Origin of the sequence: Pseudoduganella rivuli (assembly GCF_009674485.1) — a bacterium.
Lineage (GTDB): Bacteria > Pseudomonadota > Gammaproteobacteria > Burkholderiales > Burkholderiaceae_D > Rugamonas > Rugamonas rivuli_B.
Map to the genome: position 1 here is coordinate 97,324 of NZ_WKJJ01000008.1, position 14,855 is coordinate 112,178.

Consider the following 14,855-nt stretch of genomic DNA (forward strand, 5'->3'; position numbering starts at 1 on the left):
TTTTTTTACTTGTACGTACGCGTCTCGAACAGGTAATCGCCGCCTGCCGCGTGGCCCGCCGACACCGCCGCGCCATACTGCGGCACTTGCGGATACGCCGCCGTCACCTGCTCGCGCGTGGCATCGAAGACGCGGCTGCCCGGCTCGACCTGGCCCACTTTCTTCATGCTTTGCATCAGGCTCCACGCAAAGATCGAGTGGCCTTCGACACCTTCGTCGGACACCGGCTCTTCACCGCCGGACGACATCACCACCACCGAGCGGCGCGCCAGGATCGCTGATGGGTCGCCGCTGGCCGCCACCTTCTGTTCGCGGCTGAAGGCGCCCGAATAGCAGCTGTCCGACACCAGCATCACCTGTTTGGCGGGAATATTGGCCAGCAGTTTCGACACGTCCGAATTCGACATCCAGTTCGCAGGATTGCTGACCGCGCCATCGGCCGGAATCCAGTAGCCTTGCGCCGGGCCTTTGGCCACGGGCCGCAGGTAGCCGTGGCCGGCGTAATACACGACCAGGCTGTCGTTCGGATCCAGCTCGCGCGCCACCCCTTGCAGCGCCGCCACGATCTCGGCCTTGGTGGCATTGCGCAGCACGCGGGTTTCATAGCCCATCGATGTTTCAAGCTGTTTCGCCACCGCGTCCGCATCCGGCACGGCCGTGTCGAGCTGCGGGATGCGCTTGTCGGCATAGTCGTTGATGCCGATAACGATGGCCACCTTGCGTTCGATTTGCGGCAGGGATGCGGCGACCGGCTTGCGCACCAGCGGCCGCGCCGTCGGCCACTCCATGCGGGCCTGGGCAAAGCTCGGCATGCAGGTATTGCTGATATTGCCGCCGCAGGCCGGCAAGTCCGCCGCGCGGCCATTCTGCTCCAGGACCTTCAATGCATCCTTGAACAGCACGCCCTTGTATTCATGGCGCAAGGCGGCCAGCCCCGCCAGTTGGCTGGCGGTCATCGACGCGTTGGCGCCCGCCACGAACGCTTTCACGGCCCGGTCGCGGCGGGTGGCATCGCGCCGCGCCACTTCGGCCATGCCCTCGTCCGCCTTGCGCTGCTTGGCTTCCGCTGCCTGCGCCTTGGCGTTGGCGGCGGACTGGCTCGCTTCGACCCGCCTGGTTTCCGTCGCCACCAGTTTTTCCGCGACTTCCTTGCCGCCCTGCGCCGTGCGTCCTGCTCCGCCTTTACCGCCCGCCAGCACCTCTTCCTGGCGCGCACGGGCCACCGCGCGTTGCAACCGCACTTCATCGCGGCGCGCTTGCGCCAAGGCTTGCGCAGCCTGGGCTTGCGCCTGGCGGGCATCCGCCTGCGCCTTGCCCTGCTCGGCCGCGAAGCGCAAGTCGTCGGCAAACGATTTTCGGACATCGCTTTCCGCAGCGTGCTGCGTGGCTTCGATGCGCTTGTCGTCCGCCAGGCGTTCCGCCGCCGCCCGGCTGACCGGATCCTTGGCTTCGCGGGCGCGCACCAGCGCTTCCTTGTGCGCCAGGTCGGCCAGTTTCGCCTCGGCGGCCGCTTCGCGGGACCGCGCATCGAGCACCACGGCATCGGCCTGCGCGCTGCGCGCCCCTGCCTCGCTGCCCTGGGCGCCCAGTTCGGCGCGTTTGGCGCGCGCATCGGCCAGTTTCGCTTCCGCGCCCGCACGGGCGGCTTCCGCCGTCGCCAGGCGCAACTGGGCCTGGTTTTTCAGTGCCGGTGTCGTTGCCGCGCCGAGCGCGGCGCGGGCGTCACGCGCATCGGCTTCCGCCGCGCGCAAATCGCCTTCCGCGGCGCCCACTGCCGCCGTCGCGCGCACCGCCTGCGCTTCGGTCTTCGCGGCGGCGGCGGCGAGCCGCTTCGCTTCGGCAGCTTCTTTCTGCGCGGCCAGCGCGGCCTTGCGCGCGGCGTCCTGGCTGGCTTTCGCCTGCGTATTGGCTTCGCGTGCTTCGCGCTTCAGGTCGGCGGTGGATTTCTTTTGTTCGTCCGCACGGGCAGCTTCGCGTTCGCGCGCGGCCACGCGCGGTCCCTGCACTTTGGCTTCAGGGGCCGCTGCGGCTGGCGGCGTTTCCGGCTTGTTTTGCGCCAGCGAAGCCGACAACGGGGTCTCATCGACACCGCCCGTCAGTTTCACGTCGATCACCACCGGGGCGACCGCGCTGGCCGGCGTGGCGGCGGCAATCGGCGGCGTCACGCACAGCGCAGGGTTGGCCGTGCAAGCCGCCTGCGCAATGGCTTCATCCGCATGCGTTTCAACGATCGGCGAGTTATCCGGCAGGATGAAACGGAAGTCCTGCGCATTGCTGCTGTTATAGGCTTCCGGCGTCCACTGGTAGCCATGCGACGCCAGCGCGTTGTAGGTCAGCGTGTTCTGCTGCGTACCGACCGACGCCGCCGCGTTCTTGCCCAGTACGGCGATCCAGGTGCCGTTCGGCGTATTGATTGCCGCGTTGTCGGACACGTCGATGCCGTCGCTGGCATACACTTCCGCCACGATGGGTTTCGCGCCCAGCGCGCGCCAGCCGGGGCCATTGATGGTGCCGCCGCTGTAGCTGCCGACCAGTTGGGCATCCGGGCTGGAGCCGACGACGTTAATGGCGCCTTCCAGTGCAAAGTATTTACCGGAGGCGGCGAAGGTCGACGTGGTGAAGCTGTCGGCCGTACCAAGTTCGAGGCCGGCCGATCCGGCCTGCGGCATCGTGTCGCCGCTCAGCACCCCGGTCCCGATGCCGGCCACCGACGCCCCTGCATCCATGCGGGTTGCCCCATGAATGTCGGCGGTGAGCTTGCCGCCGCTGGTCAGCAGGATGCCGGCCGGAGAGGTACTGCCCGTGCCGCCATGGATGACCAGATTGCCGCCAACTTTCAGGTCGACATTGCCGCGCGCGGCAATCCCGGCCAGCGAACCGAAATCGAGCCAATAGGCCTGGGCTGGATTAGTCGATTTCACGTAAGCCAGGCTGCTGCTGCCACCATTCATCACCAGGTCGCCGGTGACGTTGACGATACTGTTGCCATTACCAGCCGCCAGCAAGGCGCCGCCCCGTTCGTTGGCGGCGCCGCCGCCGTTGAGCGTGATGGATTTGGCGTTGATGGTTTTCAGGCCGTTGGCCGCAACGGACGGCGTACTGCTGTCAAAAGCGCCCAGCGCCGCCACGTTGCCGACATTGGCGCCATCGGCGGGGTTGTAAAAGCCGCTGCCGCTGCCGCCCGTCAGTGTGATGACGGGGTAATTGGCAGCGCCGCCGGAACTGGTGACGGTCTGCGTGCCGCCGTTGTCCATGCTGCCGATGAGGAGCGCGGCATTATCGCTGCCGCGCGTGCCACCCGTCAGCGTCAGCGTACCGCCGGAAACGAAGTCAACCACCTGGCTGCCGCCATTGTTGATGATCAAGGCGCCATTGGAGCTGAGCTTGCAGCCGCCGCAGTAGGATGTGGCAGGCCGCCCCGTCGCGGGCAACGCGTCGCCCGAGCCGCCCTGCAGCGCCAGCGAGCCGCCACCCTTGATCGTGATGGTTTGCTTGCCAACGCCGCCGAAAATGCCGGCCTGGTTTTGCTGGCCACCGCCCCCCGTCAGCGACACACGGTTGGCGCCGAGGGCCTGGTCTCCCGAGCTGCTGATGTATGCCATGTTGGTGGTGCCGCTGCTGCCGCCGGCCAGCGTGATGCTGTCCGCACCGATACTCTGGGCGCCATTGGCGGTGACGAAAGCGGAAGCGTTGTTGCCCTGCCCGCCGGTCAGCGCCATCGCACCGGTCAAGTCGATACTCTGCGTTCCACCTGCACGGCTGTTTTGCACCGACGCCGACGACAGGCGGCCGGCCAAGGTCAGCGAACCGCCCTTGATTTCCTGTACCCCGTAATTCAGCAGCAGCGCATTGGCTGCCGAATTGGCGGCGGTGCCGGTGGTGCCAGTCAGGTTGATGGCGGCCGCGTTGATGCGTTGCGTGGATGGCGTGGCATCCTGGTAGCCGGCGGCGACGTGCGCCCAGTTGCCGGCGCCGTTACCTGCAGTCATGTTCAGGCTTCCGGTGGCGGTAATGTCTTGCGTCACCCGCGTGCCATTCGCATGAAGGCCGGCGATATTGTCCGTGCCGCCAGTACCACCTTGCAACGTCACGGCGCCCGCCGTGACTTTTTGCACCGTATCGGTGCCGCCATTGATGGAAATATTGGCGTGATTGGCCGAGCCGCCGGAACCGCCCGTAATGGATAGTGCACCCGCTTCCAGCGTCTGGTTACCCGCACTGCCCAGCGCGGCCGAGTTGCCGGTGCCGCCGGCGCCGGCGGTCAGGTTGAATGCATTCTTCACCTTCACGGTCATTGCCGCGCCGCTGTTCAAATTGGCGCCGTTGCCGCTGCCGGTGGCGCCGGCCGTCATCGCCAGCGATCCGGCATTGATGGTCAGGTTGGCCGATGATGCCGTGTTGGCGGCATTATTGGTTCCCCCCGCGCCGCCCGTCAGGTTGAAAGCGTTGCTGACATTGATGGTGACATTGTTGACCGCATTGATTTGCGCGACGCTGTTGGTCCCTGCCGAGCCGCCTTGCAGCGTGATCGTGTCCGCAGAAACATCGACTGTTCCGCTGCCGCCTATGCGCGCTTCCGCACCGTCATTGGCGCCCGCCGTCATGGTCAGCGCATTCTTGACGACAATCGCCTGGTTGCCTTCCGAGCCGATCACGCCCCCGGCATTCACACCCGTACCGCCCGTGAGCGTGATGGCGTCGGCGGTGACTTTCTGGTCGGCGTTGCCGCCGATCATGGCGTTCTGGTCCGTGCCGCCACTGCCACCCGTCAATGCGATGGCGCCGGCCGTGATGGTTTGCTTGCCCTTGTTCGCGCCGGAGGTGTCGTTGAACCACAAGTGCGCCCAGTTGCCGCTGGCCGTGCCCCCGCCGCCTTTTATCGTCAACGTGTTTGCCGTCACGGTTTGCGTGATGTTCGCGCCGTCCGCATGAATCCCGGCAAAGTTGTCGGTGCCGCTGCCGCCTTGCAGCACGATGCTGTTTGCCGTGATGCTCTGGGTGACATTGGAATTGCCGAAGATCGAAACATTGGAGCTGTTACTCTTGCCCGACGCCCCGCCTGTAATGCTCAGCGTTCCCGCGGCAATGGCCTGATTGCCGCCGCTGTACAGGTCAGCACTGCTGCCCAGCTCTCCCGCGCCCCCCGTCAGGGACAAGGCGCCCGTGACTTTGACGGTTTGCCCCGAGTCGGCCGAAATCGAAGCATACGGGGCTGAACCGGTGGTGGCCGTGCCACTGTTCCCGCCGGTAATGGCAATCGACCCGGCAGTCACGCTCTGCACATTCGGCGTATAAATCGTCGCATAGTTTTCGTTGGCCCCGCCACCGCCCGTCACCTTGATGGCGCCCGCCGTGATTTTTTGTGTCGACGTGGCGCCGGCGTCGACGCCTTCGCTCTTGATGATGGCGAGGTTACGCACGCCGCCCGCGCCGCCCGTGATATCCAGGCTGACGTTGGCGGTAATGTCCTGCACCGCGTTATTACCCGTGGCAATGATGACCGTGCGGTTGTCCGTTCCAGCGCTGCCGCCGGTCATCGCGATGCGGTCCGCCTTGACGGTCTGCGTGGCGCCGGCGGCGTTATCGGAAATGATGGCCCAGCCGGAGGCGCCCGCATTCAGCGTGATGTCCGTGGCAGTAATGGTTTGATTACCCTTGGCGCTGATTTCCGTATGGTTGCCCGCCGCGCCGGCGCTGTTACCGGCACGCAGTATCAACTGGCTGGCGCTAATGGTTTGCGCGCCGTCGGAGAACAGCGCGGTCTGGCGCGCACGTCCCGCCGCATCGTTGCCGCTGCCCGCCTCCAGCAACAATTGGCCGGTCGTGCTGAGCGACTGGGTTCCCGTCGCGGAAGTCATGCGCAGCGCGGTAAAAGCGGTGCCTCCGTGGACCATGTTGATATTGCCGCCGGTACTGATCAAAGTCTGGCTGGCGTTCGACGTCAAATCCCCGCCGATGTCGATCGTGCCCGTCAGGTTGGCGCCGCCCACGCCGGTCTGCGTGGTGGTGCCGAAGGCATTCGACGCTTCCAGACGCAAGCCCACCACCCGGGTATTGATATTGCTGCCATTGCCGACCTGGATATACGGCGCCAGCACGTTCATCGTGATCCCGGCGGGAATCGACGTGCCGACCGCCACGTTGCCGCCACTGGGCAGGAACGTGATGAAGTCGGTGGCCTGCAGAGTGCCGCCGGTCGACACCAGGATGTTGCCCAGCGTGTTGAAACTGGTCGCCCCCGCCGCCGCCGCGCCCGTGCACTCGCTGGCGCTGCTCGCATAGAAGCAGAACACGGCCGGATCCAGCAGCCAGTTACCGGTTATCCCTTTCGGCGCCAGCGTATTCACGGAACCCTGGTCAAACGACAGTTGCTTGCCCGACGTTTCCACCTGCCCGCCATTGCCGCCCAGCGCACCGCCCCGTGCGGCAATGCTGCCCGCAAAGTCCGTCTTGTCGTTGGACCATACGACGACCTTGCCGCCATCGCCATTGCCGGTGGCGCTGGCGTCGATCTGCGCGCCCGCCGCCACCGTGGCCGTACGTGCGTTGGGAATGGCGGGATTGGCGCCTTTCAGGTCGCCGCCCACCAGCACCGTGCCGCCGCCTTGCTGGCCCGACGCATCGATGCGCGCGCTGCCGCCCAAGGCAACGCTGTCGCCCAGCACTTGCACGGAACCGCCAGCGCCTGCCGTATTGGCCGCGCTGATGGCGCCGGACACGGTGGCGGCCTGCGTGGCTTTCAGCACCACGTTGCCGTGCGCATCGACCGCCGCGCTGTCGGCGCGCGCGATGCCCTGGTGATCGACCAGCGCGCCATACAGGTCGATGCTGCCGCCCTGCGCATGCAGTTCGCCCAGGTTCAACGCCTTGTTGCCATCCGCCTTCAGCGTTACCGACACCCCTGGCGTGCCGGCATCGGCCAGGCTGACGGATTGCCCCGCCGCCAGCAGGATGCGTCCGCCCGGCGCCGTGATCACGCCGCTGTTGGTGACATCGCCGCCAATCAGGAATACGCTGCCGCCCAGCGGCGTGGTGATGCGCCCCTGGTTTTGCAGCACGCCGCCGGCGCCATTGAAGGCCATGCGGCCGGCCAGGAAGTCCGCATCGGACAGGTTCAGCGTGGAGGCGATCAGCCCGGCCACGTCGACATTGGCATTCGGTCCGAACAGCACACCGTTCGGGTTGACCAGGATGACACGGCCGTTCGATTGCAGCGTGCCAAACAGCTGGCTGGGGTCGGCGCCGGTCACGCGGTTCAGCACCACGGACTGGGGATTTTGCTGCAGGAAGCGCAGCAATTCGCCGTTGGCCACATTGAACTGGCGCCAGTCGATGATGGTGTTGGGCGCATTGGTCACGGTGTAGACGTTGCCGTTGATGGCGAATGTCGCCGTGCCGGCGCGCACCACCGGGTCGACCGGCGCGGCTTGCGCGGATTGTGGCAACGTCGCGGGCAACAGCAGCGGCAGCACCACCAGGGAAACACCGCGGGTGGCGTGGTAAGCGGCACGGATTTGAGCAGTCAGGTAAGCAAGGCGCGGCATGTCCGGTCCCCTTAGAACGAATAGACGAAGTTGACGTGCGCAAAGGCATCGTGGCGCTCACGCGCCGCTACGCTGCCTGCTCCCACCGCGGTCTGCGCAAAGCCGACATCGCAGCGCAACGCCACCTCCTTGCCGAAGCCGTAGCGCAGGCCCGCGCCAACGCTGGACAAGTGCTTGGCGGCCGGCGGCGTGGCGTCGGTGTTATGCACATAGCCGGCGTCGTAGAACACCAGTCCCCGCAACGCGTGGCGCCCTTGCTGGCCGCCCGCCAGTTCCGGCGTGTACAGTTCCAGGCTGCCCGTGATGCCTTTGTCGCCGGCCGACGTGCGTTCGTCATAGCCCCGCACCGATGCAGCGCCGCCGATACCGAATTGTTCGCTGGGGATCAGCGCATCGCTGCTGGCCTGGCCGTTGACGGTGCCGCGCCATTGCCAGTCGCCCATGGAGACGCCGACAAAGGCGCTGCCGCGCAGCGCCTGCCAGTTGCGGGGCCGCGTGCCATATTCAGCCTGCCCGCCATGGCTGCCGCCTGGAATATTGCGGTAATAACCCAGGCTTGCCCCGGCCTGGAAGCGCGCTCCCACGGCCTGCCCCAGGTAAGTGATGCTGACCGGTACGCTGGTGATGGTGCCGCAGCGGTCCAGCGCGATCGCGCCGATGCGGCAACTGTTGTTGAAGTCCTTGTAGTCGATCCCGTACACCAGCTTCTGGCGGTAATCGCCGCGGCTGGGCAAGGCCTGGTTCAGGCGCATGCCGGCATACACACCTTTGCCGCTGAAGAACAGCGGACCGGCAATCGACGTGGTGTCGCTCTTGCTGTCCGAGTAGGCGGCAATCAAGTCCAGCGACAGGCGCTGTTCATAAAACGGCATGCGGTAGGCCGCCGTCAGGCTGGCGCCCTTGCCCGGGTGCTCCACGCCCGCCATTGCCTGCAGGTTCAGCACATGGTCGCGGCCAAACAGGTTCGCGTGCTGGTAGCCCAGCGCCACGCGGGCGCGGCCCGTGGTGCGCGCACCGGCATTGTCCAGCGACACGCTGGTCTTGCTGACCTTGTCCTCGGCCACATCGATGCGCGCATCGACGTCGCCCGGCTGTGATCCCGGCGAAAAATTCACCGAGACCTGGCGCGCGGGATTGTCATTGGCCAGCAGCACGGCCGCCGCCACCGCATTGGTATTCGGGTTCACGCCTTCCCGCAACGGCGGCAGGCTGGCCCGCACATTTTGCTCGGTATAGGCGCGTTGCCCCGCCACGGCGACTTTCGCCACTTTGCCTTCCACCACGCGCAACGTGACGGCGCCGCCGCGCAGTTCCTGGGCCGGCGCATACACTTGCACGATCGGGTATCCCGCCGATGCATAGGCTTCCCGGATCGCGGCGGTGGCGGCATGGACGCCGTCCATGCCTTTACCCGCTCCCGCAAACGGCGCCGCCACCGCCTGCAGGCGGGCGGCATCGACCAGGGTCGCGCCTTCTATGTTGAACGTGGAAATATCAAATGCGGGGGATTGGGCCAGGGCAGCCTGGCAGGCGAATATTACCGGCATCAAGCCGGCCATCCGGGACATCGTCATCAAGCGTCTCCCAAGCTATAGCAAGTTGCTCCCAAGCTAGCATTGGACAAATGGCATGTAAATAAAACATTTCGTTACAAAAGCCCGATCAGGATGAAACGTCCCGAAAACGCTTTGGTTTTGTTGTAGACATACGTCATTCCGGCAAATGGAAGTTTGCGACAGCTCAGGATGGGATAACTGCAGTTCATCGCAAATTTAACAATTCTCAAGAACGCGCTCCTACAATCGCCACATCAAATTCTTGAGCCATCACATAAGGACGATCGACATGCGCCGTTTCCTGATTCTTGCAGCACTGACCGCCACCACGGCAACCGCCGTCACCGCCCCGGCCCGCGCCGACGAGCAGCAGGTACGCCCGCTGCAACCGTTCACGGCCATCGACAGCCGCGGTCCGCTCAGCATCACCGTGGAAGGGGGCAAGACGCAAAGCGTCACGGTTTCCGGCGGCAAGGAATTCATCAGCCGCGTGCAGACCGAAGTGGTCAACGGCGAACTGAAAATCTTCATCAAGGATAAAGGACCGCTGACATTGAAAGGCGATCCCCGCATCACGGTGACGATGCCGACGCTGGTGAAATTCATCGGCGAGGGCGCCGGCGAAACCATCCTGAAAAACATCCAGGGCGAACGCCTCGACGTCAGCTACCAGGGCGCCGGCAGCTTCACCGCCAGCGGCAAGGTGGCGCTGCTGCGCATGCGCGCGGAAGGCGTGGGCGAAGTCAATACCAAGGGGCTGGAAGCGGAACGCGCCGACGTGAATTTCAATGGCCTGGGCAGCATCAAGGTCACGGCCAGGGATACGCTGAACGCCGTAGTGAACGGCATGGGCAGCCTGAATTATTACGGCAAGCCGCGCACCGTCAACAAGACTGTCAACGGCATCGGCAGCGTGAATGCCGGCGACTGACGGATGGCCTGGGCGGACGGCGGGCGCGCCATAACGCGCCGCCGCATCCGCCACGTTACTGTTATTGCTGCTGTTTCTTCTTCGTGTCTTTTTTGGCCGCCGGTTTGGCAGGCTGTTGCGCCGCCGCGGCGCTGGTGGAGGCCGGCGTCGTGCCGCCCTGTACGCCGAGCGCACCACCGGTGCCCAAACCGCCCTGCACTTCCTGCGCCTTGTAGTTGCGCACGGCCTTGACCAACTGGTTGTACGAATCCATGAACGACGCCACCAGGATCTTGCCTTCCGGCGTATTCGAATAACCTCCAGCACCCGCAAAGCCGCCGGCAAACACGCCGCCGAACAGATTGAAGTCGAAGTTTTTCGCACTGCCTTCGGCAGCCGCCAGTTGCACGCCGGAACGGTTGTCCGTCATCAGCAGCGTGGTCGACGCTTCGTTGGCCTTCATGCCGCCCGCGACCATGCCGGCGACGCTGCCGATGATGCCGAAGCCGCCCAGGGCACCGGAAATGCCTTGCGTGCCTTTCTGGCTGAACGTGATCGACGGCGTCATCGTGTAATCGGCGGCCACCATCTGGCCTTTGCCGAAGCTGCTGCCGGCGCGCATTTCGCCGCTGTCCTGCAGCGCGCGCTCCGCCGTCATATTGCTCATGGCGGCGCCGCGTTCGACCACGACAAAGCAATTCGATTGCTGGATCATCATGCGCAGCACCGGCACGGTGGAGCCCAGCTTGTATTGCGACAGGTGGTGATACCACGGGGCGCTGGAATCTTCATGCACGGCCAGCGTGCCCAGTGAGCGGTCGCATTTTTCCAGTTGCGAATTGGCGTTCGACGCGGTGGCGCCGCCCGTGGAACCGGTGGCGACCGTGCTGGCGCCTCCCAGTTGTGGCGTGGTTCCGGCGCAGCCCGATAATGCGGCGGCTGTGGCGGCGGCAATGACCAGCAATTGCGTGCGATAGGTTGTTTTCATCAGTGGCTCCCCGGTGACAAGCCCAAATTGACGGGCGATTGTAGTGTCAAAATATTATAAATAAGAAAATATTTTGAATTCTCTCACATTGTCATGTGACCAATGATTTTTTGACATTGAATTGTGCGCAACAATAGCATTCAGGCAATCACCTGGGTGGCATGCGGGGAAAAACGGTTGCGGTATTGGCCGGGGCTGATGCCGAGGTGGCGCTGGAAGGCGCGCCGGAGATTCTGTTCGTCGGCATAGCCGCTGCGCGCGGCGATGCTCTTCAGGGGCAAGCCGGTTTCTTCCAGCGCACGGCGCGCCGCTTCCAGCCGCATGGTTTCCACCATCTTGCCGGGCGTGACTCCCATTTGCGCCACATACGTACGCGCAAACGTGCGCGGCGCCATGCCGGCCTGCGCGGCCAGCCGCTCCACGGTCAATTGCTCGTGCAAGTGTCCGGACATCCACGCATGCAGCTCGGCAAAGCGTCCTCCGGCCTTTTCCTGCGCCGCCAGCGGCGCGGAAAACTGCGACTGGCCGCCGGAACGCTTGATGAACACCACCATCTGGCGCGCCGCCTCGATGGCGATGCGGTGGCCGTAATCTTCTTCGATCAGCGCCAGCGCCAGGTCGATGCCGGCGCTGACGCCGGCCGACGTCCACACATTGCCGTCGCGGATAAAGATGCGCTCCGCATCGACCTTGACCCGCGGATGCAGTTTTTGCAGCTTGCCGGTCCAGGCCCAGTGCGTGGCGGCCGTGCGACCATCCAGCTGTCCCGCCGCCGCCAGGATGAATGCCCCGGTGCACACGGAACACACGCGCCGGGCCCGGGCGGCATGGCACGCCACCCACGCGGCCAGTTGCGGCGGCGCATGGAACTCGTCGCCGGCACAGCCGCCCGCCGCAATGATGGTGTCGACCGGCACGCCGTCGAGCACCGCCAGCGGCTGCGTCATCACCGGCAAACCCGCGCTGGTGGTGATCAACCCGCCGAATGCGGACACCACCACTGTTTCATACAGTGCGCGGCCGCTGCCGCGGTTGGCCGTGCACAGCGCCTGCAACGGACCGCTCAGGTCCAGCAGGTTCATATTGTCATAAGCGAGGATGGCGATGCGCAGGGGTTTCATTGAAAGGTGCGGACGTCAGGGGTAACCGGGATATTCAAAATCAAGGGCGACACGGTGCGCCGTCAGTTTGCCATACGCTTGCGCGATATCGTCCAGCAGGTGGCCGAATACCTTGCCGGGAGGGGCCGCCTGCGCCGCCAGCATCCGGTCCGGCACCAGGCCGGGCGCTTCCGGCAGCACCGACAAGCCGTTCAGCGTCCGTACCGGCACGTCCGCCCCGGACGCCGCATACGCCTTGCTGCGGCCCGTGCGCGACCACGCATCGACCGTCAACGCCAGCGCCAGCTCATCGACGCCATCGGCCACCTGCACCGCCAGCATGTCCTTATGATGCAGCACGGGATTGGTGAACCGCGTGGCATGGGCCGCCAGGTTGACGCCGAAGCGCGGGCGGAATGGCGCGCTGTCGTGCGCCTGGCTCCAGTCGCCCGCCGCCATCTCTTCCGCCAGTGCCGTGGCGCGCTCCGTACCGGCAATCGCTTCGACCAGCGCCAGCGACACCGGCAGCGACGCGCTGATGCCGGCGCTGGAGACGACTTTGCCGTCGGCCACGTAGCGCGCGTTGTCCAGCCAGCGCGTCTCCGGATAGCGATCCTTGCGCAGGCTGTCGGTGGCCCAGTGCCCCGTGCCGCTCTTGCCTTTCATGATGCCGCTGTTGGCCAGCACCAGGGCGCCATCGCAAATGCTGACAATGGTCGCGCCTTTGGCCGCCTGCGCCGCCACCCATTGAGGCAAGGCAGGGCCGGCATCGTGCACCACGGCGGGCACGATCACGTAATCGGCGCCGTCCGGATAGCGCTCGTCGAATTGCGCGATGGCCACATCCGGCGCAATGCGCAGACCGGGCAGCATTTGCAGCGGACCGTCCTGCGTCGCCACCGCCAGCACGTCGGCCACGCCGGCGCGGCGCAGCACGCTGTACGGAATAACGAAGTCCGTCAATTCCGTGCCGTGGTTGTCGCCGACCACCGCCACCAGCGGGCGGGAGCGGCCGAAGCGCGGCTGATAGCGCTCGATGGCGCCGGCGGCCGGCGTCACTGCGGGGGTCACCGCAGTGGCAACCGCGGCAGCCTGCTGCTGCCCGGCCGCGTACAGCGGCGCAGCGCCCAGCAAGGCCGCGGTGAATATGGCAAGGATGGCAGTACGTGGCATGGCGGCTCCTGTGAAAAACGTCTCCGCGCCATTATCGGATGGGCCACGGCGGCAGGAATGCCACAAAACCGTCAATTACTGCCACCTCTGCCTGCGCAAGCGCATCGCCAGGCCGATCGGCGACATGACGAACGCCATCAATTCTTCCGCTTCCTTGCCATCCGGCGTCGCCACGGCGTCGATGTCGTAGCGGCCCAGCAGCATGGCCATCACCACCTTCATTTCCAGCAGCGCCAGGTAGCGTCCCGGGCAAATGCGCGGGCCGGCGCCAAACGGCATCGCGACCTTGCGGTCGATGGCGCCCGGCCCTTCATGCAGCCAGCGCTGCGGATCGAATTGCGCGGCCTGTTCCACGTGGCTGTCGGCCATGCTGTGGTGACGCAGCACGCACCACACCAGCGTGCGCGCCGGCACATGGATGCCCGCCACTGACGTATCGTGCATCGCTTCGACGGGGATGAACGGCGCCACCGGCTTGATGCGCATGGATTCCTGGATGCAGCCATTCAGGTATTCCAGCTTGTCCATCTGCTCCATCGTGAACGCGGCGGGATCCGGCGCATGGCGCAGCACCTCGTCGCGCGCACGGGCCAGGGCTTCCGGATGGCGCTGCAACTGATACAGCAGCCATGCGATGGAATTGGCCGTCGTATCTTCCCCGGCCAGCAGCATGGTCAATACATTGCCGACCACGGCTTCATCGCCGACGCCGCTGCCCGGCTGGCCGGCCGCCGCCAGCATGGCTTCCAGCAGGTTGGCGGGATGCGCGGCACGCTCCGGCTCCCGCGCCATGCGGGTGCGCGCCTGGCCGATCAAGTCCTGTATCGCATGCCTCACCGTGGCCACCGAATGTTCGAGACGCCGGTCTTGCGGCAGCTTGAATACGCGCCAGTAGGCGACGAACGACAACGTACGGCGCGCGATGGCGGGCAGGATCACGTCCAGGTGGCGCTGGATGACTTCCTCGCCGCCATTGATGGTGTCGACGTCGGTGCCGAACGCCAGCCCGGCAATGATGTCGACCGTATAGCGTTTCAGGTCATCCGACAGCACGATGGTGCGCTCATCTTGCGCCGCGCGATCCCAGCGCTGCTGCAGCCGCAGCGCGACTTTCACCAGCGAGGGGAAATACGCCTTGATGCCCTGCGGGGAAAACGCATGCATGACCATGCGGCGCTGGTTGCGCCAGTCCTGCCCTTCCGCATCGAACAAGCCCGGCACGCAGCCCATTTCACGCATGATGCGCTCGGACAGCGCGGGGCGGCGGAACGTATCGGGGCGCTGTTTCAATACTTGCGCGACAACGTCATGGTCCGCCACCACCAGCGCCTGCTCGGGTCCCATGTACATCTGGAAGAAATCGCCGTACTCGCGGCACCAGGCTTCGACATCCTGGTGCAGCCGCAGTGGCCGTATTTGCAGCACATTGCCGACCAGCGGCCAGCGGCGTGGGCCAGGCAACGACTCGATGGTGCGTAATGGCGGTGGAAAGGTCGGCAATGGCAATGCCGTCGGTGTGCTGTCCATATGAAATCAATTATCAAATTATTATTTCTTAATGATAACTCGGCGTGGGGATTTCGT

The 14,855-nt window shown here is 65.3% G+C and carries 7 protein-coding genes; 1 reads left to right on the forward strand and 6 read right to left on the reverse strand.

Annotated features, from left to right (window positions below; genetic code table 11):
* Positions 1-5: 5 nt before the first annotated feature.
* Positions 6-7,544, reverse strand: a complete 7,539-nt coding sequence (locus tag GJ700_RS14005) for a caspase family protein (protein ID WP_154374793.1) — start codon at positions 7,542-7,544, stop codon at positions 6-8.
* A gap of 11 nt (positions 7,545-7,555) precedes the next feature.
* The gene (locus GJ700_RS14010) at positions 7,556-9,118 is read right to left on the reverse strand and encodes a ShlB/FhaC/HecB family hemolysin secretion/activation protein (protein WP_154374795.1); all 1,563 of its coding nucleotides are present in this window, start codon (positions 9,116-9,118) and stop codon (positions 7,556-7,558) included.
* Between the two features lie 271 nt (positions 9,119-9,389).
* Between GJ700_RS14010 and GJ700_RS14015 the strand changes: the two genes are divergently transcribed.
* Positions 9,390-10,031: a head GIN domain-containing protein gene (locus GJ700_RS14015; protein WP_154374797.1), complete on the forward strand. Its 642-nt coding sequence runs from the start codon at positions 9,390-9,392 to the stop codon at positions 10,029-10,031.
* A 61-nt stretch (positions 10,032-10,092) separates the two neighbouring features.
* Here the strand turns inward: GJ700_RS14015 and GJ700_RS14020 are convergent, their stop codons facing one another.
* The 4 genes from GJ700_RS14020 to GJ700_RS14035 form a co-directional block, all read right to left on the reverse strand.
* Positions 10,093-10,998, reverse strand: coding sequence for a CsgG/HfaB family protein (locus tag GJ700_RS14020; RefSeq protein WP_154374799.1), 906 nt, complete (start codon positions 10,996-10,998; stop codon positions 10,093-10,095).
* Between the two features lie 140 nt (positions 10,999-11,138).
* The gene (locus tag GJ700_RS14025) at positions 11,139-12,110 is read right to left on the reverse strand and encodes a GlxA family transcriptional regulator (protein ID WP_443094165.1); all 972 of its coding nucleotides are present in this window, start codon (positions 12,108-12,110) and stop codon (positions 11,139-11,141) included.
* Between the two features lie 24 nt (positions 12,111-12,134).
* The gene (locus GJ700_RS14030) at positions 12,135-13,271 is read right to left on the reverse strand and encodes a DJ-1/PfpI family protein (RefSeq protein ID WP_154374803.1); all 1,137 of its coding nucleotides are present in this window, start codon (positions 13,269-13,271) and stop codon (positions 12,135-12,137) included.
* Positions 13,272-13,346: 75 nt separating this feature from the next.
* A complete protein-coding gene (locus GJ700_RS14035; RefSeq protein WP_154374805.1) occupies positions 13,347-14,798 on the reverse strand; it encodes a cytochrome P450 in 1,452 nt (483 codons plus the stop codon).
* Positions 14,799-14,855: the final 57 nt, after the last annotated feature.

Excerpts from the sequence above, each read along its gene's own strand:
- GJ700_RS14005 (WP_154374793.1), bottom strand. The coding sequence starts at position 7,544 with ATGCCGCGCCTTGCTTACCTGACTGCTCAAATCCGTGCCGCTTACCAC.
- GJ700_RS14030 (WP_154374803.1), bottom strand. The coding sequence starts at position 13,271 with ATGCCACGTACTGCCATCCTTGCCATATTCACCGCGGCCTTGCTGGGC.
- GJ700_RS14035 (WP_154374805.1), bottom strand. The coding sequence starts at position 14,798 with ATGGACAGCACACCGACGGCATTGCCATTGCCGACCTTTCCACCGCCA.
- GJ700_RS14015 (WP_154374797.1), top strand. The coding sequence starts at position 9,390 with ATGCGCCGTTTCCTGATTCTTGCAGCACTGACCGCCACCACGGCAACC.
- GJ700_RS14010 (WP_154374795.1), bottom strand. The coding sequence starts at position 9,118 with ATGACGATGTCCCGGATGGCCGGCTTGATGCCGGTAATATTCGCCTGC.
- GJ700_RS14020 (WP_154374799.1), bottom strand. The coding sequence starts at position 10,998 with ATGAAAACAACCTATCGCACGCAATTGCTGGTCATTGCCGCCGCCACA.